Annotated in this window: 23 protein-coding genes and 1 tRNA gene; 16 read left to right on the plus strand and 8 right to left on the minus strand. The window is 52.5% G+C overall.

The window, feature by feature from the left end:
• Entirely contained in the window at window positions 1–615 is a 615-nt protein-coding gene (gene evgA, locus ACX9GU_RS21105; RefSeq protein ID WP_473195228.1) for an acid-sensing system DNA-binding response regulator EvgA, read from the minus strand.
• Window positions 616–1,019: 404 nt separating this feature from the next.
• Between evgA and ACX9GU_RS21110 the strand changes: the two genes are divergently transcribed.
• Together ACX9GU_RS21110 and ACX9GU_RS21115 are read left to right on the plus strand one after the other, a co-directional pair.
• Complete coding sequence (locus tag ACX9GU_RS21110) at window positions 1,020–2,189, plus strand: EmrA/EmrK family multidrug efflux transporter periplasmic adaptor subunit (protein WP_473192803.1); 1,170 nt, start codon at window positions 1,020–1,022, stop codon at window positions 2,187–2,189.
• 3 nt (window positions 2,190–2,192) lie between these two features.
• Window positions 2,193–3,725 (plus strand): DHA2 family efflux MFS transporter permease subunit, encoded by a 1,533-nt coding sequence (locus tag ACX9GU_RS21115; protein WP_473192804.1) that lies wholly within the window; start codon window positions 2,193–2,195, stop codon window positions 3,723–3,725.
• A gap of 39 nt (window positions 3,726–3,764) precedes the next feature.
• Here ACX9GU_RS21115 and arsC read toward each other — a convergent pair whose 3' ends face one another.
• From arsC to ACX9GU_RS21130, 3 genes are read right to left on the minus strand one after another with little or no spacing between them, the layout of a single operon-like run.
• Window positions 3,765–4,184, minus strand: coding sequence for a glutaredoxin-dependent arsenate reductase (gene arsC / locus ACX9GU_RS21120; RefSeq protein ID WP_179250981.1), 420 nt, complete (start codon window positions 4,182–4,184; stop codon window positions 3,765–3,767).
• Between the two features lie 12 nt (window positions 4,185–4,196).
• Window positions 4,197–5,486, minus strand: a complete 1,290-nt coding sequence (locus tag ACX9GU_RS21125; protein ID WP_473192805.1) for an arsenic transporter — start codon at window positions 5,484–5,486, stop codon at window positions 4,197–4,199.
• A gap of 53 nt (window positions 5,487–5,539) precedes the next feature.
• On the minus strand, window positions 5,540–5,890 hold the full coding sequence (locus tag ACX9GU_RS21130; protein ID WP_024483679.1) for a transcriptional regulator: 351 nt from the start codon (window positions 5,888–5,890) through the stop codon (window positions 5,540–5,542).
• 306 nt (window positions 5,891–6,196) lie between these two features.
• On the opposite strand from ACX9GU_RS21130, the gene ACX9GU_RS21135 reads away from it, so the two are divergent.
• The 7 genes from ACX9GU_RS21135 to ACX9GU_RS21165 all read left to right on the plus strand — a co-directional run bounded on the left by ACX9GU_RS21135 (window position 6,197) and on the right by ACX9GU_RS21165 (window position 14,560).
• A complete protein-coding gene (locus ACX9GU_RS21135) occupies window positions 6,197–6,553 on the plus strand; it encodes a YdiL family protein (protein WP_473192806.1) in 357 nt (118 codons plus the stop codon).
• A gap of 194 nt (window positions 6,554–6,747) precedes the next feature.
• A complete protein-coding gene (locus ACX9GU_RS21140) occupies window positions 6,748–7,956 on the plus strand; it encodes an MFS transporter (protein WP_473192807.1) in 1,209 nt (402 codons plus the stop codon).
• A gap of 669 nt (window positions 7,957–8,625) precedes the next feature.
• Window positions 8,626–9,861, plus strand: coding sequence for an MFS transporter (locus ACX9GU_RS21145; protein ID WP_098928510.1), 1,236 nt, complete (start codon window positions 8,626–8,628; stop codon window positions 9,859–9,861).
• A gap of 62 nt (window positions 9,862–9,923) precedes the next feature.
• Window positions 9,924–10,790 (plus strand): quinate/shikimate dehydrogenase, encoded by an 867-nt coding sequence (gene ydiB / locus ACX9GU_RS21150; RefSeq protein WP_024483675.1) that lies wholly within the window; start codon window positions 9,924–9,926, stop codon window positions 10,788–10,790.
• A 76-nt stretch (window positions 10,791–10,866) separates the two neighbouring features.
• On the plus strand, window positions 10,867–11,619 hold the full coding sequence (gene aroD, locus ACX9GU_RS21155; RefSeq protein WP_037375340.1) for a type I 3-dehydroquinate dehydratase: 753 nt from the start codon (window positions 10,867–10,869) through the stop codon (window positions 11,617–11,619).
• A 180-nt stretch (window positions 11,620–11,799) separates the two neighbouring features.
• Window positions 11,800–13,395 (plus strand): acyl CoA:acetate/3-ketoacid CoA transferase, encoded by a 1,596-nt coding sequence (locus ACX9GU_RS21160; RefSeq protein WP_473192808.1) that lies wholly within the window; start codon window positions 11,800–11,802, stop codon window positions 13,393–13,395.
• A 13-nt stretch (window positions 13,396–13,408) separates the two neighbouring features.
• Window positions 13,409–14,560 (plus strand): acyl-CoA dehydrogenase, encoded by a 1,152-nt coding sequence (locus ACX9GU_RS21165; protein ID WP_473192809.1) that lies wholly within the window; start codon window positions 13,409–13,411, stop codon window positions 14,558–14,560.
• An 82-nt stretch (window positions 14,561–14,642) separates the two neighbouring features.
• Here the strand turns inward: ACX9GU_RS21165 and ACX9GU_RS21170 are convergent, their stop codons facing one another.
• Entirely contained in the window at window positions 14,643–15,527 is an 885-nt protein-coding gene (locus ACX9GU_RS21170; protein WP_473192810.1) for an AraC family transcriptional regulator, read from the minus strand.
• A gap of 361 nt (window positions 15,528–15,888) precedes the next feature.
• Here ACX9GU_RS21170 and ACX9GU_RS21175 point away from each other — a divergent pair, with 361 nt between their 5' ends.
• The 5 genes from ACX9GU_RS21175 to fadK all read left to right on the plus strand — a co-directional run bounded on the left by ACX9GU_RS21175 (window position 15,889) and on the right by fadK (window position 21,146).
• Window positions 15,889–16,653 (plus strand): electron transfer flavoprotein, encoded by a 765-nt coding sequence (locus tag ACX9GU_RS21175; protein ID WP_473192811.1) that lies wholly within the window; start codon window positions 15,889–15,891, stop codon window positions 16,651–16,653.
• 22 nt (window positions 16,654–16,675) lie between these two features.
• A complete protein-coding gene (locus ACX9GU_RS21180; RefSeq protein ID WP_473192812.1) occupies window positions 16,676–17,626 on the plus strand; it encodes an electron transfer flavoprotein subunit alpha in 951 nt (316 codons plus the stop codon).
• A 59-nt stretch (window positions 17,627–17,685) separates the two neighbouring features.
• On the plus strand, window positions 17,686–18,975 hold the full coding sequence (locus ACX9GU_RS21185) for an FAD-dependent oxidoreductase (RefSeq protein ID WP_473192813.1): 1,290 nt from the start codon (window positions 17,686–17,688) through the stop codon (window positions 18,973–18,975).
• A complete protein-coding gene (locus ACX9GU_RS21190) occupies window positions 18,972–19,265 on the plus strand; it encodes a ferredoxin family protein (protein ID WP_368437030.1) in 294 nt (97 codons plus the stop codon). Before ACX9GU_RS21185 ends, ACX9GU_RS21190 begins: the two co-directional genes overlap by 4 nt.
• Window positions 19,266–19,505: 240 nt before the next feature.
• Complete coding sequence (gene fadK / locus ACX9GU_RS21195; protein WP_473192814.1) at window positions 19,506–21,146, plus strand: medium-chain fatty-acid--CoA ligase; 1,641 nt, start codon at window positions 19,506–19,508, stop codon at window positions 21,144–21,146.
• Window positions 21,147–21,210: 64 nt separating this feature from the next.
• On the opposite strand, the gene ACX9GU_RS21200 is transcribed toward fadK, so the two are convergent.
• Both ACX9GU_RS21200 and ACX9GU_RS21205 read right to left on the minus strand, forming a co-directional pair.
• A complete protein-coding gene (locus tag ACX9GU_RS21200; RefSeq protein WP_473192815.1) occupies window positions 21,211–21,636 on the minus strand; it encodes a hypothetical protein in 426 nt (141 codons plus the stop codon).
• 41 nt (window positions 21,637–21,677) lie between these two features.
• Window positions 21,678–21,750, minus strand: a tRNA-OTHER gene (locus ACX9GU_RS21205).
• Window positions 21,751–21,892: 142 nt separating this feature from the next.
• Between ACX9GU_RS21205 and ACX9GU_RS21210 the strand changes: the two genes are divergently transcribed.
• Window positions 21,893–22,447, plus strand: a complete 555-nt coding sequence (locus ACX9GU_RS21210) for a phospholipase D family nuclease (RefSeq protein WP_473192816.1) — start codon at window positions 21,893–21,895, stop codon at window positions 22,445–22,447.
• 209 nt (window positions 22,448–22,656) lie between these two features.
• Here ACX9GU_RS21210 and ACX9GU_RS21215 read toward each other — a convergent pair whose 3' ends face one another.
• Window positions 22,657–23,481: a hypothetical protein gene (locus ACX9GU_RS21215; protein ID WP_473192817.1), complete on the minus strand. Its 825-nt coding sequence runs from the start codon at window positions 23,479–23,481 to the stop codon at window positions 22,657–22,659.
• A gap of 462 nt (window positions 23,482–23,943) precedes the next feature.
• Between ACX9GU_RS21215 and ACX9GU_RS21220 the strand changes: the two genes are divergently transcribed.
• Window positions 23,944–24,501 carry a fimbrial protein gene (locus tag ACX9GU_RS21220; protein ID WP_473192818.1) on the plus strand — a complete coding sequence of 186 codons (558 nt, stop codon included), beginning with the start codon at window positions 23,944–23,946 and terminating at the stop codon, window positions 24,499–24,501.
• Window positions 24,502–24,515: the final 14 nt, after the last annotated feature.

The following is a 24,515-nucleotide window of genomic DNA, read 5'->3' on the forward strand; positions in this document are numbered from 1 at the left end:
TCACCCAATTTTATTACGGTTGGCGAAAGCGAACAGATCGGCCAACGAGCTACAGCCAAGCTTCTCCATTAAACGGCTTTTATAGGTGCTAACCGTTTTATTACTGATAAACATCGCCGCCGCAATCTGCATATTATCTGCACCGCCGAGGAGGGAACGCATCACCTTGATCTCCTGACTGGAGAGCGATCCCAGCATTTCCTGTTCCGAAGAAAGACTGCCGACAAAACCGTTCAGTGAGAACGGAAAATAGCTGTAGCCATTCTGGGCAGCATGCACCGCGGCGATGATATTGGTCATGCCCTCTTTTTTACTGATAAAAGCATTGGCCCCGGCATCCGCGCTACGCTTGCCGTAGAACAGATCGTTTTTGGCGGAGACCACGATAATGATTTGGTTGAACTGCTGCTTTCTGAGCTTTTCAACCACCTCAATGCCGCTCATGATGGGAATATCGACGTCGACAATCACCACGTCTGGCTGCTGCTGCGCCACCTGTAGCAGCGCCTCTGCCCCGTCCGCTGCCTCGCCAATGACGTTAATGCCTTCACTTTCCAGCAGGTTCTTGATCGCCATACGAGCCAAAGGATGGTCGTCAACAATTACGGCGCGCAAAGACTTGGTTTCACTCATTGTCGTTTCCTGGTCATAAAAAAATACGGGCAGCGTTGGTCAACGATGTTTTTTCGCTCACGCTATATTTTAAGGATTTCAAGCTATCTACGAGCTTATAGCATAACCCTGTTTATAGTTTTTTGCGCCTGTTCCTCTAGTAACGGCGTGGACTTCACGTGTAGGACGCTGCCTGCAACGATTTCCGATGTCTCTGCTGTGTTGCGGCAACGCAAGCTTTTATAATCACTACGAACTTTCAGCGTTTCTTCCTGTAGGCCTGTGCCGCATTAAGCTGAAGGTGATTGACCAAGCCATTCAATGAATAAATTACGCACTGAGCTTATTGCCCACAGCAGCGTAATGGTTTGCTATTGCTCACAAAACAGACAAGCAAGGGTTTTGCCATGCCACAACCGCCACAGTCAGACAATAACCAGGTAAAAACACCATTAGAAAAAAGAAAGCAATGGCTGCTCATTTTTCTAATGGTGATTATTATTGCGGCCATGGCCAGTGCAACCTGGTGGTATTTCAATTCGCGCAATGTGCAAAGCACCGATGATGCCTATGTGATGGGCAATCAGGTCACTATTTCTTCGCAGGTTAGCGGCAGCGTGGTCAGCGTTAATTACACCAATACCGATTTAGTCCAGCAAGGGGATATCTTGGTCAATCTGGATGATACCGATGCCAACCTCAACTTTAAAAAAGTCAAAAATAAGCTGGCGGAAACGGTGAGGAAAACCAAACAGATCTATATCAACGACGCCCAATATAACGCCAATATCGCCCAGGCTAAAATCGCTTACCAGCAAGCACAGGCCGATTATCAGCGCCGTACCCAATTGATGGGAGCGGGGGCCTTCTCAAAAGAAGACCTGCAACATGCACGTAATGCCGTTAGCAGCAGCAAAGCGGCGCTGGACGTCGCTATCGAGCAATATCGCAGCAATCGTATCCTGATCCAGAATTCCACGCTTGAACAGCAGCCAGCTATCCTGTTGGCGGCAGAACAAATGCGCGAAGCCTGGCTCGCGCTACAGCGCACCAAAATTCGCAGCCCGGTGACCGGCTATGTTGCTCAACGCAATGTGCAGGTGGGTGAAACGCTTAGCGCTGGCCAGGCCTTATTATCCATCGTCCCGGCCGATCAGCTGTGGATTGACGCCAACTTCAAGGAAACCCAGCTCAGCGGCGTGCGCATTGGGCAAAAGGTGAGCGTGGTCAGCGATCTGTATGGCAGCAATGTGGTGTTCGACGGCGTGGTTGAAGGGATCAATATGGGGACCGGCGGCGCGTTCTCGGTGCTGCCCGCGCAGAATGCCACCGGTAACTGGATCAAAGTGGTTCAACGCCTGCCGGTGCGTATTACCCTGGATGCGGAACAGCTCAAGGCATACCCACTGCGGATTGGCTTATCCACCACGGTGACCTTGCGCGAAAATAACACCAACGGCCCAGCCCTATCTACCACCCAACGCCTGAAACCGGCTTACCAAAGCCAGGCGCTGGTGCTCGATACCTCCAGTATCGACGGGGAAATCCAAGACATCATCAAAGCCAATGCGATGTGATCTATGAGCAACAACACACTGCTGCCGTTAAAAGGCTGGTCATTGATCCTGGTGACGCTGTCGCTGTCGATGGCGACCTTTATGCAGATGTTGGACTCCACCATCTCCAACGTCGCCATTCCCACCATTTCCGGGTTCCTGGGTGCTTCTACGGACGAAGGAACCTGGGTGATCACCTCGTTTGGCGTCGCCAATGCGATCTCCATCCCGATAACCGGGCGTCTGGCGCAGCGGTTCGGCGAGAGTAAGCTGTTTTTAGCTTCGGTGACGTTGTTTGCACTGGCGTCGCTGTGCTGCGGATTCTCCACCAATCTCGATATGCTGATCTTTTTCCGCGTCATTCAGGGATTGGTCGCAGGCCCGTTGATCCCACTATCGCAAAGCCTGCTGCTGCGTAACTACCCGCCAGAGAAGCGTAATATCGCGTTGGCGCTGTGGTCGATGACGGTGATTATCGCCCCGATCTTTGGCCCGATTATTGGCGGCTATATTTGCGATAACTACGACTGGGGCTGGATATTTTTAATCAACGTTCCATTCGGCATCATCGTCGTTGCCATTACCGCATGGAAGCTGAAAGGAAGAGAAACGCCCACCGAGCCGGTAAAAATCAACCTGTTCGCCCTGAGCCTGCTGGTGCTCGGTGTGGGTAGCCTGCAAATCATGTTGGATAAAGGCAAAGACCTCGACTGGTTTAACTCTACCACCGTGATTGTGCTGGCCGTGATCGCCGTAGTCGCGCTGATTTTGCTGGTTATCTGGGAAGCTACCAACGATAACCCGATCATCGATCTGAGCCTGTTCCGTTCACGTAACTTCAGCATCGGCATCCTGTGTATCAGTTGTGCGTATCTGATTTATGCCGGGGCGATTGTGCTGATGCCGCAACTGCTACAGACGGTGTTTGATTACACCTCGGTATGGGCAGGGCTGGCCTATGCCCCCATCGGGCTGATGCCGCTGCTGATCGCGCCATTGATTGGCCGCTACGGCGATCGTATTGATATGCGGGTATTGGTGACCTTTAGCTTTATCGTCTATGCCGGTTGCTATTACTGGCGTGCGATGACGTTTAATCCGGCGATTGATTTTACTGCCGTGGTGCTGCCGCAGCTGATGCAAGGCTTCGCCGTGGCTTGCTTCTTCCTGCCGCTGACTACCATTTCATTGTCAGGGCTTGCACCAGAAAAATTCGCAGCGGCCACCAGCCTGAGCAACTTTTTCCGGACGTTATCTGGCTCGATCGGCACGTCACTCACCATGACCCTGTGGAGCCACCGGGAATCGTTTCACCATGCGCAGCTGACGCAGTCAGTGACGCAATTCAACCCGGCGGCGATCAACCTGGATCACCAACTGCAACATCTGGGGTTCAATCAGCAGCAAGCCGCGACCTATATCAACGATCAAATTACCCAGCAGAGCCTGCTGATGTCGGCCAACGATATTTTCTATCTCTCTGCCGGGGTATTCCTGATGCTGACCTTGCTGGTGTGGTTCGCCAAGCCGCCGTTTAATACGGCCAAGGCGGGGTGATAAACGGGGAGTTAGAGAGGCGCTGGCGCGCCTCCCGATTTACTTAATCCGCTTGCCGGAGCCATCAACAATCTTTTCGCCGTCTTCTTTGGCCAATGCCCCTATTTGCGGATCGGGCAGGATATCAAGCACCGTTTCGGAGGGGCGACATAGGCGGGTCCCCAGCGGCGTCACCACAATCGGCCGGTTAATCAGGATCGGGTGTTGCAACATAAAGTCGATTAACTGCTCGTCGGTGAAAGCGTCTGCTGCCAGCCCTAACTGCTCGTAGGGCTCCACGTTGTTGCGCAGTAAGGCCCGCACGCTGATCCCCATGTCTGCAATGAGCTTCACCAGTTCAGCGCGGCTGGGTGGTGTCTCCAGATAATGGACGATCGTTGGTTCTGTACCGCTGTTGCGAATCAGCGCCAGCGTATTACGCGAGGTGCCGCAGGCCGGGTTGTGGTAAATCGTGATCATGGATGTTCCTCGCTACAAAGTAATGGATAGACGTAACGCCAAGGCCGTCAGCGTGACCAACAACACGGGTACGGTCATGATAATTCCGGTACGGAAGTAATATCCCCAGGTGATCGTCATGTTTTTCTGTGACAAGACATGCAGCCAGAGCAGCGTTGCCAAGCTGCCAATCGGCGTGATTTTTGGCCCCAGATCGCAGCCAATAACGTTGGCGTAAATCATGGCCTCCTTGATCACTCCTGACGCAGCACTTCCCTCAATGGACAGCGCGCCAATCAACACCGTTGGCATATTGTTCATAATGGATGACAGGAACGCAGTCAGGAACCCGGTGCCAAGCGTGGCGGCCCATAAACCGTTATCCGCCAGCAGGTTCAACACGCCGGAGAGGTACTCCGTTAGCCCGGCGTTGCGAAGGCCATAAACCACCAGATACATCCCCAACGAGAAAATGACGATCTGCCAAGGCGCACCGCGCAGCACCTTCCCGGTGTTGATGGCATGGCCTCTTTTGGCCACTGCAAACAGGATCAGCGCCCCCACGGCAGCGATAGCGCTGACCGGAATGCCGAGCGGCTCCAGCACGAAGAAACCCACCAACAGCAGGATTAATACCACCCAGCCAGTTTTGAACGTGGCCGGATCTTTAATGGCTTTCGCCGGCTGTTTCAGTCGTTCAAGATCATAGGTCGGCGGAATGTCCTTGCGAAAGAACAGGTGCAGCATCACCAGCGTCGCGATAATCGCAGCGATATCGACAGGCACCATCACCGAAGCATATTGCGTGAACCCCAGTGCGAAGAAGTCTGCCGAGACGATATTGACCAGATTGGACACAATCAGCGGCAGACTGGCGGTATCAGCAATAAACCCGGCAGCCATGACAAACGCCAACGTGGTGCCTTTGCTGAACCCAAGCGCCAACAGCATGGCGATCACGATGGGGGTCAGGATCAGCGCAGCTCCATCGTTGGCAAACAAAGCCGCTACGGCTGCGCCTAGTAAAACGATATAAGTGAACAGCAGACGCCCCCGCCCGTTTCCCCAGCGGGAGACATGCAGCGCAGCCCATTCGAAAAAGCCAGACTCATCGAGCAACAGGCTGATGATGATCACGGCGATAAAGGTCGCCGTGGCATTCCAGACAATATTCCACACCACCGGGATATCGGCAATCTGCACCACTCCGGTGATCAAGGCCAGCCCCGCGCCAAGTGTGGCACTCCACCCAATCCCTAACCCTTTCGGCTGCCAGATCACCAGCACAATGGTCAGGATAAATATCGCCCCAGCCAATAACATACTTACCACCTCAAATTTATATATGTATTTTCATATATGTTTGCGCAAAAAATTTAGCTACACAGGGTTTTACCTTCGCTGGAGCCATTCGCCGCTGCCAGCTTACGTGCCATAGTGTGGACTTCGTCCTGTTGGCTCAACCAGGCTTGTTCAACAACCAGGGCTGCCCAGGCAGGAATATGCGGGGACAGACGATAATGCACCCACTTGCCCTGCTTACGATCCAGCAGTAACCCGCACTCTCTGAGCATTGCCAAGTGGCGTGAGATCTTGGGTTGCGACTCTTCCAGCCCGGTGCAAAGATCGCAAACGCACAGTTCACCCAGCTGTTTGAGCAGCAACACGATACCCAGGCGGGTTTCATCCGACAGGATTTTGAACAGCTGCAAGGAAGTCAGGGTCATAGGTCTCTCCACTACAATCGGTGGATAAATCATACGCGCAGGCACTTTCAAGTCAATAACACATTTGAATTTTCATATATGTCTTTCTCTTCCCTTGCCCCAAAAAGCGGTCAACGTGGTGTCGATACGTCGCTCCGGCAATATGGCTTTACATTTAAGCCCATTAAAAAGCCATAATGCGGTAATATATTCACACCCCAGCAACAAATAATATTGCACCAAATAGTGTGAGCCTGTTCAAGACGAAAAACGCCCAATAATGCTATTTATTCTGCATGGTTTTCTCTAACGTGGATCTGCGTCATCATGAATCATTTAGAACTGCAGGCACTGCGTCAGCTTTTTTTTATGACGGTCGAAGAATGTGCGACCTATATTTCACCTGACAACAATTTAGCTACATGGCAGCAATGGGAGCGTGGTGAAAGTGAAATACCGGCCGCTATTATTGATACATTCACAAAAATGATTAAAAAAAGAAAAACCCACATCAACGCCATCATCGACAAGATCAACAATCGCATTGGTAATAACACCATGCGCTTCTTCCCCGATTATGCGTCCTTCCTGGCTGTTTACGCTCAAGGTGATTATCTGGAATGGAAAATTTATCAGTCGGTCGCCGCACAACTTTATGCTTATGATCTTGAGCGGCTATGTTAACCCAAACTAATAGGACACATCGCGCTCGTTAACCTGGATGGGATTTAATAAGGACGGCTTATCAACACCGCCTGCCCATAGTTTTGACTGACTATCACTCCTGACAGCAGGCTAACGCCTGTAACAATCTCGTGCCCAGCCGTTTTTCCCGGCACGAATCATTTATTATTGAACGAGCTTCTGAGCAACAACCTATGGAAAACAAGTATGTACCAACAGCCTTAGGGCTGTATCTGAATTATCTGGTGCACGGTATGGGGGTGATATTAATCAGCTTGAATATGCCTTATCTGGCAGAACAATGGCACACCGATGCCGCAGGCATTTCGATCGTCATCTCTTCTTTGGGCATTGGCAGGCTCAGTGTGTTATTAATCACCGGCATGTTATCCGATCGTTTTGGCCGCAGACCCTTTATTTTTCTGGGGATAGTGTGCTACTTGGGCTTCTTTTTCGGCATTCTGCTTAGCCCCACCATTATTATCGCTTATGTATTTGGTTTTTTAGCCGGCGTCGCCAACAGTTTTCTCGACTCGGGCACCTATCCTACGCTGATGGAAGCGTTCCCCAAGTCGCCAGGCACCGCCAATATCTTGATCAAAGCCTTTGTCTCCGGCGGCCAGTTTATGTTGCCGATGGTAATCAGCCTGCTGGTCTGGGCTGAGGTCTGGTTTGGCTGGTCGTTCCTGATCGCAGCAGGCATTATGCTGCTCAACGGCCTGTTCCTGCTGCGCTGCCCATTCCCCGCTCATCCGGGGCGACGAGTGGCCGCCGAACCCGATTTGAATGCAGATGACAACCATCGCTGTTCCATCGTTGATCTCATCAGCTATACCCTATATGGCTATATCGCCATGGCCACCTTTTACCTGATCAGCCAGTGGCTGGCACAGTATGGCCAGTTTGTGGCGGGTATGAGCTATACGATGTCGATCAAGCTGTTGAGCATCTACACCATCGGCTCACTGATGTGCGTGTTCATCACCGCCGGGCTGGTAAAGAAAAGGTTTAAATCAACCACCTTTCTGATGCTGTATACCTTTATCTCTTTCATTACCTTACTCACCGTTTGCCTGTATCCCAACATGTACGTCGTGATGGTTTTCGCCTTTGTTATCGGCTTCTCTGCCGCAGGCGGGGTCATGCAGCTAGGGCTGACGCTGATGGCAACCCGCCTTCCCCACGCGAAAGGCAAAGCCACCGGCATCTATTACAGCGCCGGCAGCCTGGCAACGTTCACCATTCCTTTGATTACCGCCAAGATTTCCGAAACCAGTATCGCCAACATTATGTGGTTCGATACCGCTATCGCAGCCTGCGGCTTTCTGCTGGCGCTGTTTATTGGTTACCGTAGCCATAAAGAGGCCAACCGTCCCCTTAAGATGGTACAGATGGCCAGTTAATCCCGCCAAATTACCTTCTCTGACTGTTAACTTTTTTACGCTGCAGCTCCCTCTCCCCAAGGAGAGGGAGCTGATCCAGTGCAGTGGTCAGGTACGGTTTCCACAACTCATTACGAACTCGATCGGTCCCCTCTCCTTTTGGGAGAGGGTTAGGGTGAGGGGCCATTATTTAGATACAGAAACCTGGCTTTATTCCTCCGACCGGCACCACATACAATATTATTATGACCGCATGCAATATCAGACAGTATTCCGTCAGCGGCTGATCCCCTGGCAAAGTAAATAGCTTGTTAATAGCCATTCGCCTTCACCACGCCCAAACAGCAAACACCGTGCAACAGCCTTCCATACCTGATTAAACAAGCGAAATATCGGCACAATTCGGCAACACCATCAAGCGCCACCTCAACATCTTTCTCTGCAATAAAGTTGAAAATTAAAACGGCATATTACGTATTTATCACCTACTGCATTACCTATACTCAGCACACGTCAGGTTGCCAGTGTATTAGCGGTTATCCATGACCCACGTTATTTACCGCAGTGTGATTTATCGGGATGTTTTCACCCCTTACTTTCCCGCAATGATTAATTAAAAAGAAAGGCCACCAGAACAACAGGTCCCCTGGATCCAAAAACGTAAAAAATTAGCGACAAGCGGAGAACAGCATGAGCCAGAGCAAGGCCTTCAAAGCGCCATTTTTATTAGCGGTCATCAGTATCTATTTGAGTTATTTTCTCCACGGCGCCAGCGTCATTACGCTGGCACAAAACATGACGCCACTGGCCGAGAAGTTCGGCACCGACAACGCGGGCATTGCCTACCTGATATCCGGCATTGGGTTAGGTCGGCTAGTCAGCATTCTGTTCTTTGGCGTGATATCGGATAAGTTTGGCCGCCGCGCCGCCATTTTGATCGGCGTCGCGCTGTATATTCTGTTCTTCTTTGGTATCCCTGCCAGCCCTAATCTGATCGTCGCCTTTGGCCTGGCGGTGTGCGTTGGCGTTGCCAATGCGGCGCTTGATACCGGCGGCTATCCAGCCCTGATGGAGAGCTATCCCAAGACTTCCGGCTCGGCGGTGATCCTGGTGAAAGCCATGGTCTCTTTCGGCCAGATGTTCTATCCGATGCTGGTCAGCTACCTGCTGGTCAGCCACATCTGGTACGGCTACGCGATGGTGATCCCGGGGATCCTGTTCGTCCTGATCACGTTGCTGCTGCTTAAAAGCAAGTTCCCCAGCCAGTTGGTTGATGCCTCCGTGGCTAAAGAGTTGCCGCAGATGAACAGTAAGCCGCTAGCCTGGTTGGAGGGCGTCTCCTCCGTTATCTTCGGCGTGGCCGCATTCTCTACCTTCTACGTGATCGTGGTCTGGATGCCGAAATACGCAATGGCATTTGCCGGTATGGCGGAGGCCGACGCGCTGAAAACCATCTCCTGGTATAGCCTTGGCTCGCTGATGTGCGTGTTTATCTTCGCCCTGCTGTTAAAAAGCACCGTGCGCCCGGTATGGGCCAACGTGTTTAACGCCGGTGTCTCGGTGATCGCGGCAACCATTATCTATCTGTATCCCTCACCGCTGGTTTGTAACCTTGGTGCCTTTGCGATTGGTTTCTCTGCCGCCGGTGGGATATTGCAGCTTGGCGTCTCCGTCATGTCGGAATTTTTCCCGAAAAGCAAAGCCAAGGTCACCAGCGTTTATATGATGATGGGCGGGTTAGCCAACTTCTTGATCCCATTGATCACCGGTTATCTCTCCAACATTGGTTTGCAATACATCATCCTGCTGGATATTGCCTTTGCCCTGCTGGCCTTTGTTACCGCCATCATCGTCTTCATTCGCTATTACAGAGTATTCAAAGTCCCGCAAAGTGACCTGCGATTGGGCGAGCGCTTTTTCCAATAACCCAAAACAGCGATTACGCAGGTTTGCGCCCCACACGAACATGGTTAGACAAGGAGTTTAGAATGGATGTAACCGCAAAATATGAGCTTATCGGGCTGATGGCCTATCCGATCAGACACAGCTTATCGCCAGAGATGCAAAATAAAGCGTTGGATAAAGTCGGGCTACCTTTTACCTATATGGCTTTCGAAGTCGATACCACCACCTTCGCCAGCGCGATTGAAGGGCTGAAGGCGTTAAAAATGCGCGGTACCGGCGTCTCGATGCCTAACAAGCAGTTTGCCTGCCAGTATGTCGATGAATTAACGCCAGCGGCCAAACTGGTTGGCGCTATCAACACCATCGTCAACGACGACGGCTATCTGCGCGGCTATAACACCGACGGTACCGGGCATATTCGGGCCATCAAGGAAACCGGTTTTGATATCAAAGGCAAAACCATGGTGCTGGTCGGTGCGGGTGGCGCTTCTACCGCTATCGGCGCACAGGCCGCCGTTGAAGGCATCAAAGAGATCAAGCTGTTTAATCGTAAGGACGAGTTCTTTGAACAGGCGCTCGCCTTTGCCAAACGGGTCAACGACAACACCGACTGCAAGGTAACCGTGACCGATCTGGCAGACCAGCAAGCGTTTGCCAGCGCCATCGCCAGCGCGGATATCCTGACTAACGGTACCAAAGTCGGGATGAAGCCGCTGGAAAACGAGAGCATCGTCAGCGACATCGCCATGCTGCGCCCGGAACTGCTGGTGACGGAGTGCGTGTATAACCCGCACATGACCAAGTTGCTGCAAATGGCCCAACAGGCAGGTTGCAAAACGGTGGACGGTTACGGCATGTTGTTATGGCAAGGCGCCGAACAGTTCAAACTGTGGACTGGCAAAGATTTCCCACTGGAATACGTAAAACAGGTGATGGGATTCGAGGCGTAGCATTCCCGTAGCGCGTGGTGATGGACTTAAATCACCACCTTATTGATTGCGGCAAAACAGCATGCAAAAGGTAAAAATGAAAACCATAACCGTAAAAAACATTGTGTTCGGCGAAGGCGCGCCAAAAATCATTGTCTCGCTGATGGGCAAAGATATCCCTGCCGTGGTGGCTGAAGCGCAGGATTATCGTCACGCCGATTTCGATATTCTGGAGTGGCGCGTCGATCATTTTGCGGATGTCGCCACGCTCAGCAACGTGCTAGCCGCCGCCCGTCAGATCAAAGAGATCATTGCCGACAAGCCGCTGCTGTTTACCTTCCGCAGCGCTCAGGAAGGCGGTGAGCAGGCGTTGCCCCCACAGGCCTATATCGCGCTCAATCTGGCGGCGGTGGACAGCGGCCTGGTCGATATGATCGATCTGGAGCTGTTTACCGGTGACGAACTGGTCAAAGAGGCCGTGGCCCATGCCCACGCCAAGAACGTCTTGGTCATCATGTCGAATCATGATTTCCATAAAACGCCGCCGCAGGAGGAAATCGTCAAGCGTCTGTGCAAAATGCAGGAGTTGGGAGCCGATATTCCGAAAATCGCCCTGATGCCGCAAAACAAAAGTGACGTATTGACGCTGCTGGCCGCGACGCTGGAAATGCACGAAAAGCATGCCAACGGGCCGATAATCACCATGTCGATGGCCAAAACCGGCATTGTATCCCGGTTAGCAGGCGAAACCTTTGGCTCTGCGGCCACCTTTGGCGCGGTCAAGAAAGCCTCCGCGCCGGGGCAAATCTCCGTCACGGATTTACGCACCATATTAACGATACTGCATTAATTCAGTGGCACACTGATATTACTGTCGGCGGGAATAATAGTCTTCCCGCCGAATAAAACAAGTCACTAAAAAGAGCAATCAATTTTTCATGCGGCTTAATTGCGGCATCCGCACGCCTGCGTGCGGGCTTGATTGCCCCGCAAAATAAAATAAATGCATCGGTCATCAATAGGAGTCGTTATGGATCTGGTAAAACCGAAAAGAATCAATGGCAGAGTCCCGGTATTATCGGCGCAAGAGGCGGTAAATTATATTCCTGACGAAGCCACCTTGTGCGTATTAGGGGCCGGTGGCGGTATTCTGGAGGCCACAACCTTAATTACCGCGCTGGCAGAGAAATATCAGACCACGCAAACCCCGCGTGACCTGTCATTAATCAGCCCGACAGGGCTAGGCGACCGCGCCGATCGCGGCATCAGCCCACTGGCACAGGTAGGGCTGGTGAAATGGGCACTGTGCGGGCATTGGGGGCAATCCCCACGCATCTCCGATCTGGCCGAGCAGAACAAGATTGCGGCCTACAACTATCCCCAAGGCGTGTTGACCCAGACCCTACGGGCCGCAGCGGCGCACCAACCGGGGATTTTAAGCGAGATCGGGATTGGTACCTTCGTCGATCCGCGCCAGCAGGGCGGCAAACTTAATGAGGTGACCAAAGAAGATCTCATCAAGCTGGTCGAGATCGATAACCAGGAATATCTCTACTACAAGGCCATTGCGCCCAACGTCGCCTTTATTCGCGCTACCACCTGCGACAGCGAAGGCTATGCCTCGTTCGAAGACGAGGTGATGTATCTGGACGCGCTGGTGATTGCCCAGGCGGTGCACAACAACGGCGGCATCGTGATGATGCAGGTGCAAAAGATGGTCAAGAAGGCGACGCTGCACCCTAAATCGGTGCGCATCCCTGGCTATCTGGTTGATATCGTGGTGGTAGATCCACAGCAAACGCAGCTTTATGGCGGCGCCCCGGTGAACCGCTTTATTTCCGGCGATTTCGTGCTCGATGACAGTACCCAAATCGCCCTGCCCCTTAACCAGCGCAAACTGGTAGCGCGACGTGCACTATTTGAGATGCGTAAAGGAGCGGTGGGCAATGTTGGGGTGGGCATTGCCGATGGCATCGGCCTGGTCGCCCGCGAAGAGGGATGCGCCGATGATTTCGTGCTGACGGTCGAGACCGGCCCCATTGGCGGTATTACCTCGCAGGGCGTAGCCTTCGGCGCGAACGTCAACACCCGTGCCGTCCTGGATATGACCTCCCAGTTCGATTTCTACCACGGCGGTGGGCTGGATGTCTGTTACCTGAGCTTTGCCGAGGTGGATCAACAGGGCAACGTTGGCGTGCATAAATTCAACGGCAAAATCATGGGCACCGGTGGCTTTATCGATATCAGCGCGACGTCGAAAAAGATTGTGTTCTGCGGCACCCTCACCGCCGGCAGTTTAAAAACCGACATCACCGACGGCAAGCTGAATATTGTGCAGGAAGGGCGCGTCAACAAATTCATCAAGCAATTACCAGAGATCACCTTTAGCGGCAAAATCGCGCTCGAGCGGGGATTAGACGTTCGCTATATCACCGAACGCGCCGTCTTTACGCTCAAAGCCGATGGCCTGCACCTGGTTGAAATTGCCCCCGGCGTCGATCTGGAAAAAGACATTCTGGCAAAAATGGATTTCGCCCCGGTTATTTCCCCGCAGTTAAAACTGATGGACGAAAGACTGTTTATCGACGGCGTCATGGGTTTCACTTTACCTGAAGCGGTATATTAAAAGGAGTAAGGCTATGGACTTTTCTTTAACTGAAGAGCAGGAACTGCTGCTTGCCAGTATTCGGGAACTGATCGGCAATAACTTTTCGGAAGAGTATTTCCGCACCTGCGATCAGACCTCAACCTACCCTACCGAGTTTATGCGCGCGCTCGCCGATAGCGGTATTTCTCTGTTAGGTGTGCCAGAAGAATTCGGCGGCATTCCGGCGGACTATGTCACCCAGATGCTGGCGCTGATGGAAGTCTCCAAATGTGGCGCCCCGGCGTTCCTGATCACCAACGGCCAGTGTATTCACAGCATGCGTCGTTTCGGCTCAGCCGAACAGCTGCGCAAGACGGCAGAAAGTACGCTGGCCACCGGCGATCCCGCCTATGCGCTGGCCCTGACCGAACCAGGTGCAGGCTCGGACAATAGCGCCGCGACCACCACCTACACCCGTAAAAACGGCAAGGTGTATCTGAACGGGCAAAAAACCTTTATCACGGGTGCCAAAGAATACCCGTATATGCTGGTTCTGGCGCGCGACCCCGAGCCAAAAGATCCGAAAAAGGCCTTCACCCTGTGGTGGATGGAATCCAACAAGCCGGGCATTAAGGTCAATCCGCTGCACAAGATCGGCTGGCATATGCTGAGCACCTGCGAAGTTTACCTCGATAACGTTGAGGTGGATGAGAGCGATATGGTGGGTGAAGAAGGCATGGGCTTCCTCAATGTGATGTACAACTTTGAAATGGAGCGCCTGATCAACGCCGCACGCAGCGCCGGTTTCGCCGAGTGCGCGTTTGAAGATGCCGCCCGTTACGCCAACCAGCGTATCGCCTTCGGCAAGCCGATCGGCCATAACCAGATGATCCAGGAAAAGCTGGCGCTGATGGCGATCAAGGTCGACAACATGCGCAATATGGTGATGAAAGTGGCATGGCAGGCGGATCAGAAACAGTCACTGCGCACCAGCGCCGCGCTGTGTAAGCTCCACTGCGCCCGTACGGCGATGGAAGTGATTGATGACGCCATCCAAATCATGGGCGGGTTGGGCTATACGGATGAGGCTCGCGTTTCCCGCTTCTGGCGTGACGTGCGCTGCGAAAGGATTGGCGGTGGCACCGATGAAATCATGATTTATATTGCTGGCCGCCAGATCCTCAAAGACTATCAGATTAAATAACAGAGCAAATAAGGCACTAAAACGCCAGGAGGTAGCCGATAAGCCAACCTCCTGGCGAGTTATCAATAAGCTACCAGCTAATTCAACCCGGTAAACACGCCTGTTCCGCCAAGTTATTATTGAACTGCTTACGATAATCACTTGGGGAGCAACCAACATGGCGCATAAATAATTTGGCAAAATGGTCGACGTTTTCGTACCCAACCCGCCAGGCGATCTCATTAAGGCTATTATCGGTATTGGTCAGCGTAAACTTGGCCTCGGTGATCCGGCGTTGAATAACGTAGTTAATCGGTGATATATGATATTCACGAGCAAACTCATGGCAAATATAGCTGACGCTGGCGCGGAACTTTTTGGCTAGCTGTTCGAGAGTGATCTTCTCACGGTAGTTATTATTCAAATAAACCAGTACATCTTTCACCAGCACGTCTTTTTTTATGTATCCCAACTCTGAACGGTAAGCGTTTTTAAAGTTCTCATAAAACAGCGCGGTGAGGGCATAACCATAAGCATCATAAATCGATGAGGTTAACTCGTTTTTCTGCTGGGGTAGCCTGACGCCGAGTTCATGAAGGATCGTTTTTATCACCTCCCCCCCTTGCCCAACGGAAACTACCGGGCAGGAGTGAGGCTGTAAAATCTGATTTTCTTCCCAGCCCTGAAATTTGAAACCATAGACCGCACAGGTATAGGTGGTGGCCGGGGAACTGCAGTCTGATGCTACCGCGTGCAGTCGCCCAGGCTCAATCACCACGATATCACCGGCGTGTGCCACGTAGTAAGAGGAATCGATGACCAGCCTGGCCACCCCCTGCTTAACGTAAATCAGCTCGCTCTCATCATTATGCACATGATGCCCAGACTCCCAGTTGGGATCGTCACTGATGACGAACCGCGAGAGTTTTGGCGTCATCCCCTGTGCAAAAAGGGCTTCTTTTTTATTATCGAAACAGCGCTGAAACATGGCAACCTCCACACAATACAGTTGGCTTTGGCAAAATGATCAGTGGCTAAAATAGAGCGACAGAAAACAATATACAATATGAGCCCAGACGACTAAAACAAGATAGTTTGCCCCACATGCAAGATGGCACGAAAATAAAATCACGACGATCGCGCCGCTGGCTTACCTTGCTCACTGGCAAACCACTTTCCCGCACGACAACCCATCCGTTATTAGCCGTTTTTTTGCAAGATTGTTAGCAACAAAAACAGATTATCCAGTCGTAAATCCCCCTGCGCACTCGCAATATATTGCCATGCTTTTTGTCCTTTCCGCTGATAGAACGCTCTCTGCCGCCAGCGAGCGCCCCACAGGAGATACCATGAAAATAATAACCTGCTTTAAGCTGGTCCCCGAAGAGCAAGATATTGTGGTTACCGCACAACGTACGCTCGATTTCGATCACGCCGAAGCCAAAATCAGCCAGTTCGATTTAAATGCGATCGAGGCCGCCACCCAACTGGCAACCGAGAACGATCAAATTACAGCGCTTTGCGTGGGCGGTTCGCTGCTGCAAAACTCCAAGGTGCGTAAGGACGTGCTGTCGCGCGGCCCTCATGAGCTTTATCTGGTGCAGGATGCGCAACTGGAAAACGCGCTGCCGATGGATACCGCACACGCGCTGGCCGCCGCCGCAGACAAAATCGGCTTTGATCTGATGCTGTTTGGTGAAGGCTCCGGGGATTTATACGCCCAGCAGGTGGGCCTGTTGGTTGGGGAAATCTTGCAGCTCCCTACCGTTAATGCCGTTAGCCAGATCCAATTTGCCGGTGATCGTGTGCTGGTTGAGCGCACGCTCGAAGAAGAGGTGGAGGTGCTTGAACTGTCACTTCCAGCGGTTATCTGCGTGACCTCAGATATTAACGTTCCCCGCATTCCGACGATGAAGGCGATCCTCGGCGCCGGGAAAAAGCCGGTCAATCAGTGGCAAGCCAATGACATTGCCTGGAGCCAGACGCCGCCTTTGGCCGAGCTGGTCGAGATCACCGTACCGCCACAGAAACAGCGCCAACGCATCATTCTGGAAAACGACTCGCCGGAAGCCATTGCCGAGCTGGCGGACCAGCTGAAAAAAGCGCTGAACTAACCCACGACTGGAGAAAATCATCATGAGTAAACTGACAAACGTATGGGTGTTCAGCGACAACGTTGAGCGCTACGGCGAACTGATGGCAGGTGCACGCCAGTGGGGCGAGCATGTTTACGCCATCGTGCAGGACAGCGAACAGGTTGCCAGGCTCAAGTCACTGGGTGCCGATGGCATCTACGTGCTGGAGAAAACCGCTGCACTACAGCGCATTGAAAATTATGCCGAAACTCTGGCGGATATCCTGAAAGAGGTCAATGGCGAACAGACCCCAGCCCTGGTGCTGATGGCCGCCACCAAACGCGGTAAAGCACTCACCGCACGCCTGGGTGTGTTACTGAATGCAGCGGTAGTGAACGATGTGACCGCCGTGCACGTCGACGGGGCTGATTTCATCGCCGAACACCGTATGTATGGCGGATTGGCCTTCGGTAAGGAAAAAATCAATACCACCACTGCCATCATCACCCTGGCTCCCGGCGTGATGGAGCCTGCCGCCGCCGACCCGGCTCATGACTGCCTGGTCACTCAGCTCAGCTATGTTGCCCCGCGTCAGGAAATCCTCTGCAAGGAGCGCCGTGCCAAAGCGCTGAGCAGCGTCGATCTCAGCAAGGCCAAACGCGTAGTTGGTGTCGGACGTGGGCTGGCAGCACAGGACGACCTGAAAATGGTCCATGAGCTGGCAGCCTTGTTGGGCGCGGAAGTTGGCTGCTCTCGTCCTATCGCCGAGGGCGAAAACTGGATGGAGCGCGAGCGCTATATCGGGGTATCTGGCGTGCAGCTGAAATCCGATCTCTACCTGATGTTGGGCATTTCCGGGCAGATCCAGCATATGGTCGGGGGTAACGGCGCCAAGATCATTGTCGCGGTGAATAAGGACAAAAACGCCCCGATCTTCAACTATGCCGATTACGGCCTGGTGGGCGACATTTACAAAGTGGTCCCTGCCCTGATCGACCAGTTAGGTCGTTAACTCTTTGATTCACCGTATGCATCTCGCCGCACACCCGCGGCGGGATAGGGAGCATAAGCATGTCGGACGATAAATTTGATGCCATCGTGGTCGGTGCTGGCGTCGCAGGTGCCGTAGCCAGCTACGTGATGGCGCAGGCCGGGTTGGATGTGCTGGTCATCGAACGTGGCAACAGCGCTGGCAGTAAGAATATGACCGGGGGCCGCCTGTATGCCCATAGCCTGGAACGCATCATGCCTGGGTTCGCACAGGAGGCGCCAGTAGAGCGCAAGGTCACCCGCGAGAAGATCTCATTCATGACGGAGGAAAGCGCCGTCACGCTCGATTTTCACAGCGAGAAACCGGACATTGCCGCCCAGGCGTCTTATACCGTGCTGCGCAACCGGTTCGATCCCTGGTTGATGGAAAAAGCCGAACAGGCGGGAGCACAGTTTATCTCGGGCGTCCGCGTCGACGCGCTGATACGGGAAGGCAATCAGGTCACCGGCGTGCAGGCGGGCGACGATATCCTGAAGGCTGACATAGTGATCCTGGCCGACGGCGTGAATTCCATGCTCGGCCGCTCTATTAATCTGGTGCCACCCTCTTCGCCACATCACTATGCCGTAGGCGTCAAAGAGCTTATCGGCTTATCCCCCTCGGTGATCGAAGATCGCTTTAACCTCTCTGGTAATGACGGGGCCGCCTGGCTGTTTGCCGGTTCCCCGTCCAACGGCCTGATGGGGGGCGGATTTCTCTATACCAACCGGGACTCCATCTCTCTAGGGCTGGTATGCGGACTGGGGGAAATTGGCCACGCGGGGAAAAGCGTGCCCCAGATGCTGGAGGACTTTAAGCAGCACCCATCCATTCGCCCGCTGATCCAGGGCGGAAAGCTGCTGGAATACGGTGCTCACCTGGTTCCGGAAGGCGGCAAGGCCATGATTCCAACGCTGGCTGACGGCGGGGTGATGATCGTCGGCGATGCGGCAGGATTCTGCCTGAACCTGGGCTTTACCATACGCGGCATGGATCTCGCTATTGCATCGGCACAGGCGGCAGCCAATACGGCCATCGCGGCCAAGCAGCGGCAGAACTTTTCCGCCAGCAGCCTGGGGGAGTATAAGCACGCCCTGGAGCAAAACTGCGTGATGCATGAGGTGCACCACTTCCGCAAAATCCCTGCGCTGATGGAGAACCCGCGCCTGTTTACGCAGTATCCGCGCATGGTGGCGGACATCATGGGGGATATGTTCACCATCGATGGCAGCCCTACCCAGCCAGTGCGTAAAGCCCTGATGAAAAGGGTGAAACAGATTGGGCTGATGAATTTATTGAAAGACGGCATCAAAGGGGCGACAGCGCTATGAGCAGCGAAAATCCGGTCAACGTAGACGTCAAGCTGGGCATCAACAAGTTCCATGTTAATGAGGGACACCCGCACATCATTCTGGTGGATAACCCCAATATGGAAGAGTTCCGTAAGCTGATGCTGGCCTGCCCTGCCGGGCTGTATAAGCAAGACAGCGCAGGCAATATTCATTTCGATTCTGCCGGTTGTCTGGAATGCGGAACCTGCCGCGTGCTGTGCGGCGACACCATTCTTGAGCAGTGGGAATATCCTTTGGGGACGTTTGGCGTCGAGTTCCGCTACGGGTGATCGCCCCCTCACCCCAGCCCTCTCCCACAGGGAGAGGGAGCTGGTACGGTGATAGAGGCAGTTACTGCGATCTACCTGCAGTCCTCCGTAAAACGACTCGGTAGCCCAGGTCGATTTCGGCAACCCATAGCAAACTCGATCGGTCCCCTCTCCCTTTGGGAGAGGGTTAGGGTGAGGGGCAATTTTCACCGGACCAGAACATTTCAACATCCCCCAGAAATAATGAATAGAGATAAACCAATGAGTGTCACGATAAAACTCAATCCCGAACGCCGGGCCAAATACCGGCAGCAAGGTTTTTGGGGCGATGCCTCGCTTGCCGATTACTGGCATCAAACCCAGCAGGCCATGCCGGAAAAGATTGCCGTGATCGACAATCGGGGAACTTCCTATACCTATGCCGCCCTCGACCGCGCGGCAAGTAGCTTGGCTGCATGGCTGATCTCCTGCGGTATTCAACCGGGTGACCGCGTCGCATTTCAGCTTCCCGGCTGGTGTGAGTTTACCGTGATCTACCTGGCCTGTCTGAAAACGGGGGCGGTTTCCGTTCCCCTGCTCCCCTCCTGGCGAGAGGCCGAGCTGGTCTGGGTGCTGAACAAATGCCAGGCCAAGGTGCTGTTCGCGCCAACCTCGTTCAGAAATACCCGGCCAATTGACCTTATTTTACCCCTGCGTGATCAACTGCCCGATCTGCTAGAGGTAGTTGCCGTCGACAAGCTATCCCCCGCGACCACCGTCCCCGCACTTAGCCAGTTGCTAAGGGATACTCCACCACTGGCCACACCGATCAGCGTGCACGGGGATGAACTGGCCGCCGTGCTGTTCACCTCCGGTACCGAAGGCAAACCCAAAGGCGTGATGCTGACGCATAACAACATTCTGGCCAGCGAGCGTGCCTACTGCGCGCGGCTCAATCTCACCTGGCTGGATACCTTCCTGATGCCCGCACCGCTGGGGCATGCGACCGGTTTCTTGCACGGCGTGACGGCCCCCTTTCTGATTGGCGCACGCAGCGTCCTGCTGGATATCTTTAATCCGCTCGATTGCCTTGCCCTGCTGCAACAAGAGCGCTGTACTTGCGTGCTCGGAGCAACGCCTTTTGTCTATGACCTGTTATGCACCCTGCAACAGCAGCCGCACGACATCTCATCGTTACGCTTCTTCCTGTGCGGCGGCACCACCATCCCGAAAAAAATTGCCCAGGATTGCCTGCAAATGGGCATTAAACTGCTCAGCGTCTACGGCTCGACGGAAAGTTCGCCACACGCGGTGGTCAACCTGGACGATCCCCTTTCCCGCGTGATCAATACCGACGGTTTTGCCGCACCCGGGGTAGAAATCAAAGTGGTGGATAAAGAGCGTAACCCACTCCCCAGCGGTGAAGAAGGCGAAGAAGCCTCACGTGGCCCCAACGTATTTATGGGATATCTGGATGAGCCCGAGCTGACTGCCCGAGCGCTGGATGAGGATGGCTGGTACTACAGCGGCGACCTGTGCCGCATGGATGCCGACGGCTACATTAAAATTACCGGCCGCAAGAAGGATATTATCGTGCGTGGCGGGGAAAATATCAGCAGCCGCGAAGTGGAGGATATCCTGATGCAACATCCGCGCATTCATGATGCCGCGATTGTCGCCATGCCGGATGAACGATTAGGGGAAAGATCCTGCGCCTACGTGGTGCTAAAGGCCGCTTACGGCTCACTCACCCTGGAGGAGGTCATCGGGTTCTTTGGCCGCAAACGGGTCGCCAAATACAAATACCCTGAACATCTGGTGGTGGTGGACAGCCTGCCGCGTAACGCCTCAGGCAAGATACAAAAATTTCTGTTACGTCAGGATATTATCCAGCGTCTTGGCGAAGAGGTCGCTCATTGCTGATCTATGCGGGCGCAGTATGTGAACTGCGCCCCAAGGTAGGAAACCAGTTAAGGCTTTATAGGCCTTACTTCTTCGCGTTCTCGGCACGTATATCAAGCAAATCGGTATAGGTCACTACGACGCTCTGATCCACTTTCAGATCTTTCAGGCGAGCCTGGATAGCCGGATCTTCAACAGAAACGACTTTCTTACGCCCCGCAGGCCCTTCAAAGGTGATCTCGTGCTTTTTCACATCAATATGAGTGATCTTCAAGGTCACGTTGACCTGATGTACCGCATTGACGTTAGGATTAGGGTTGTTCTTGGTGGCGTTGCTTTCTTCATAAAGGTTGGTGATCGCCGGTGCAGCCTTATCCAGATCGGTATCAAGTTTAACGATGCGCGAGCGCACTATCGTGGCTTGGATCGTATCCCCCGCCTTTAAATGGGTTAAATCCTTTGCCTGATCGGTCAGTTTAAAACTGACGTTATGCCCATCTTCCCCAGCCAAAACCACTACTCGGGATAGATTTCAACAGGAGAAATGAAAGGTTCTGGCAATAGGGCTCGAACCTGTGTCCAGTCGAAAGGAGAGCCGGCTGCTCTACCACTGAGCTATACCAGACCTCCAATTGACATACTGTTGACTATTTTGATAGAGGTCAATTGATCAACCCGTTTAGTCGTGAAATGCCCCTGCGACCAAGTTAAACTCAGCGAACCTGGCCGCTTTGTTATTCCTACCGCGTTCACCGTGGAGCACAAAATTGTTTACATACCGGATCAATTGGCTAGCGCTGATCGCTGTCGTCGCCTTGCCCACCGCTGCCAATGCGGCCACACACGTGCAGGTGGGATTTTCGCCAGAGGGCTCGGCGCGGGCATTGGTGCTGAACATTATCGGCCACGCACATCAGTCCATCCAAATGATCGGTTATTCTTTTCAGGCACCCGATATTACCCAGGCGCTGGTAGCGGCGCACAATCGGGGAGTGGAGGTGCGCGTGGTAGTCGATAAACGCCGGAATCAGGGCAAAGCCAGCCAGGCCGCAATTAACTACGCGGCCACTCACGGTATACAGATGCGCATCGATGGGCACTATCATATTCAGCACGACAAGACGATTATTGTCGATGGCAAGACGGTGGAAACCGGCTCGTTTAACTATGCTCCCTCAGCTGAAACACAAAATAGCGAAAACGTGGTGGTGCTGCGCCATATGCCCGACGTTACCAGGCAATTCATCGCACACTGGCAAAGCCGCTGGGATTTGGGCCTGCCTTACCAAATGAGGCTTGAAGCCACGAAACTGCCACAATAAGTTCATCTGCAAGCGTGGGCACTTCGGGCAAGATACAAAAATTCCTGTTACGTCAGGATATTATTCAGCGTCTTGGTAAAAATGTATGCTCTGAATCAAAGCGGGAGCGGCATCGCATGCGAAATATGTAAGACCCCTTACCCATTGGGTTAAGACGGGCGAAGTTTACAGCGCCACGACAATGCCTGGTGTGGTGTTGGACTACTCGGTTAACGCGCCCCCAAAACGCCAAACTCCACGGTAGCCAGGTAAAAACAGAAGGCCTCTCTCACCATATCGATAAAACGGGATTTAAGCTCAATGGTCTTGCCATCTTGCCTCAAGCTCAGTAAATCCAACCGTTCAGCGGCCTGAAAACATCGCTTGATATGTGAGCGGGATACCGAAAACTCCGTCGATGCTTTTAAGTAATTGTACTGCACAGTTAACGTTTTTTGCCTGAGGCTTTCGACATACAGGTGAAACATCATCATGTGTCCCCCATCCTTGGTCAAAAATGCGCGACTATCTGGCACAACGTCATACACAAACATTTCTTTGCCTATGACCTGTGAATAATTTTTGAAAAAATCCGCCATGAAATCATCGTGATCAACCCTGGGTGTAAGAGCGAACTCAGGGTAGATCATCGCGTAAGCTAGCAGCAGGCTATCAATCAATTCACGAACCTCATTTACCCCTTTGGCTGTCGGTTGGTAGGTTAATTTGCGTTTATCCTGCTCATCACGCCTGATCGTCAAGCGCCCTCCTACCTGCAAGAAAGAGATAAACGAATCCAAGGTATTAGCACTTAACAATTCATGATTAGTGCAAAGCTTTTTAACCCGTTTAAATGAAGGGTTTTTCAAGGTGTAATAGCCACCTAGAATGGCCCAGAAAATAATATTTCGATTGGCTTTAAACATCACTTTAAAATAGAGGGGGTGAGTCATATAAATTTTCCTAATCGCATTATAATAAGCCTCCACCGCAGCATCCAAGCCCTCACCCAGACCAATCTCACGCCTCCTGATATCGATTATTGAAACGACCACACAGCAAACTCCACTTCAGTTTGTTTATCGCTAAAATGCGCAATAAATCAAAAAAACAAACAACCTAGCGCCAATGCTTAACGATGTCAATAATTGTAAAAATATTAAAAATAATATTATAAATAACAAACTAACATATTGAATAAAAAGAACTTAATTAAGCCACCACCTTTAATTAAATTAATTATAACTCACCAAAATTATAATTAATCATAATGATTACACGTACCAAAATTAACAACAAAAATGGACAGTGAGTAATCCAGGGCACTGTGTAAGTCTGCACCTCCCTAAGGAAAGGCCAGCTAAAAAGGACACCTAGCTAATGATTTATGGTTTTCAAGAGGCCTCACACCTGGCAACAAGATATGTCGCTATGCGTGAGGCCTTTTAGATAAGCAACCTCAAGGAAAGGTATAGCCGATTTATACCAAAGACTGCATGTATATATGGAGATTCAAAATGACTATCAAGAAAACCCTGTTAGCCGCAACCGTATTAGCCTCTTTAGCGCTGAGCGGTACCGTTCTGGCTGAGGTTCCCCCTGGTACCCAAGGCAATGGCCAGATCCTGTTCAAAGGCTCGGTGTTAAAAGCCCCTTGCGGTTTGGCTCCAGGTATTGATGGCGACAACCAATCGATCAACTTGGGACAGGTTGCCGACGCCCAGTTGACCACTATCGGTTACAGCACCCCTATCGAGTTTAAAATCAAACTTATCGGCTGCACATTTGATCCCAAGGCTGCCGCCGAAACCAAAGTCAACGTCCGTTTCGATGGCATGTCTGTCGGTGGTGCCAATGGTTTCCTGGGGGTCACCGGTGATGCCAAGGGTCTGGCCATCCGCCTGTTAGATGCGGCTAACAAACAGGTTAAAATTGCGACAAAATCCGAGCCTTATAGCCTGCGCACCGGAGACAACACCCTGCAATTCTCCGCTCAGGTCGTTGCCTTGGAAGGGGAAGCGGTCGTTGCCGGTCACTATGACGCATTAACCAGCTTCTCTCTGACCTACCTCTAAAACCCCCAAGCGCA

The organism is Serratia sp. K1WW1 (genome assembly GCF_055790865.1).

What these genes read in the sequence shown, in the direction of transcription:
- ACX9GU_RS21110 (WP_473192803.1), top strand. Translation starts at nt 1,020, where the DNA reads ATGCCACAACCGCCACAGTCAGACAATAACCAGGTAAAAACACCATTA.
- ACX9GU_RS21115 (WP_473192804.1), top strand. Translation starts at nt 2,193, where the DNA reads ATGAGCAACAACACACTGCTGCCGTTAAAAGGCTGGTCATTGATCCTG.
- arsC (WP_179250981.1), bottom strand. Translation starts at nt 4,184, where the DNA reads ATGATCACGATTTACCACAACCCGGCCTGCGGCACCTCGCGTAATACG.
- ACX9GU_RS21125 (WP_473192805.1), bottom strand. Translation starts at nt 5,486, where the DNA reads ATGTTATTGGCTGGGGCGATATTTATCCTGACCATTGTGCTGGTGATC.
- ACX9GU_RS21130 (WP_024483679.1), bottom strand. Translation starts at nt 5,890, where the DNA reads ATGACCCTGACTTCCTTGCAGCTGTTCAAAATCCTGTCGGATGAAACC.
- ACX9GU_RS21135 (WP_473192806.1), top strand. Translation starts at nt 6,197, where the DNA reads ATGAATCATTTAGAACTGCAGGCACTGCGTCAGCTTTTTTTTATGACG.
- ACX9GU_RS21140 (WP_473192807.1), top strand. Translation starts at nt 6,748, where the DNA reads ATGGAAAACAAGTATGTACCAACAGCCTTAGGGCTGTATCTGAATTAT.
- ACX9GU_RS21145 (WP_098928510.1), top strand. Translation starts at nt 8,626, where the DNA reads ATGAGCCAGAGCAAGGCCTTCAAAGCGCCATTTTTATTAGCGGTCATC.
- ydiB (WP_024483675.1), top strand. Translation starts at nt 9,924, where the DNA reads ATGGATGTAACCGCAAAATATGAGCTTATCGGGCTGATGGCCTATCCG.
- aroD (WP_037375340.1), top strand. Translation starts at nt 10,867, where the DNA reads ATGAAAACCATAACCGTAAAAAACATTGTGTTCGGCGAAGGCGCGCCA.
- ACX9GU_RS21160 (WP_473192808.1), top strand. Translation starts at nt 11,800, where the DNA reads ATGGATCTGGTAAAACCGAAAAGAATCAATGGCAGAGTCCCGGTATTA.
- ACX9GU_RS21165 (WP_473192809.1), top strand. Translation starts at nt 13,409, where the DNA reads ATGGACTTTTCTTTAACTGAAGAGCAGGAACTGCTGCTTGCCAGTATT.
- ACX9GU_RS21170 (WP_473192810.1), bottom strand. Translation starts at nt 15,527, where the DNA reads ATGTTTCAGCGCTGTTTCGATAATAAAAAAGAAGCCCTTTTTGCACAG.
- ACX9GU_RS21175 (WP_473192811.1), top strand. Translation starts at nt 15,889, where the DNA reads ATGAAAATAATAACCTGCTTTAAGCTGGTCCCCGAAGAGCAAGATATT.
- ACX9GU_RS21180 (WP_473192812.1), top strand. Translation starts at nt 16,676, where the DNA reads ATGAGTAAACTGACAAACGTATGGGTGTTCAGCGACAACGTTGAGCGC.
- ACX9GU_RS21185 (WP_473192813.1), top strand. Translation starts at nt 17,686, where the DNA reads ATGTCGGACGATAAATTTGATGCCATCGTGGTCGGTGCTGGCGTCGCA.
- ACX9GU_RS21190 (WP_368437030.1), top strand. Translation starts at nt 18,972, where the DNA reads ATGAGCAGCGAAAATCCGGTCAACGTAGACGTCAAGCTGGGCATCAAC.
- fadK (WP_473192814.1), top strand. Translation starts at nt 19,506, where the DNA reads ATGAGTGTCACGATAAAACTCAATCCCGAACGCCGGGCCAAATACCGG.
- ACX9GU_RS21220 (WP_473192818.1), top strand. Translation starts at nt 23,944, where the DNA reads ATGACTATCAAGAAAACCCTGTTAGCCGCAACCGTATTAGCCTCTTTA.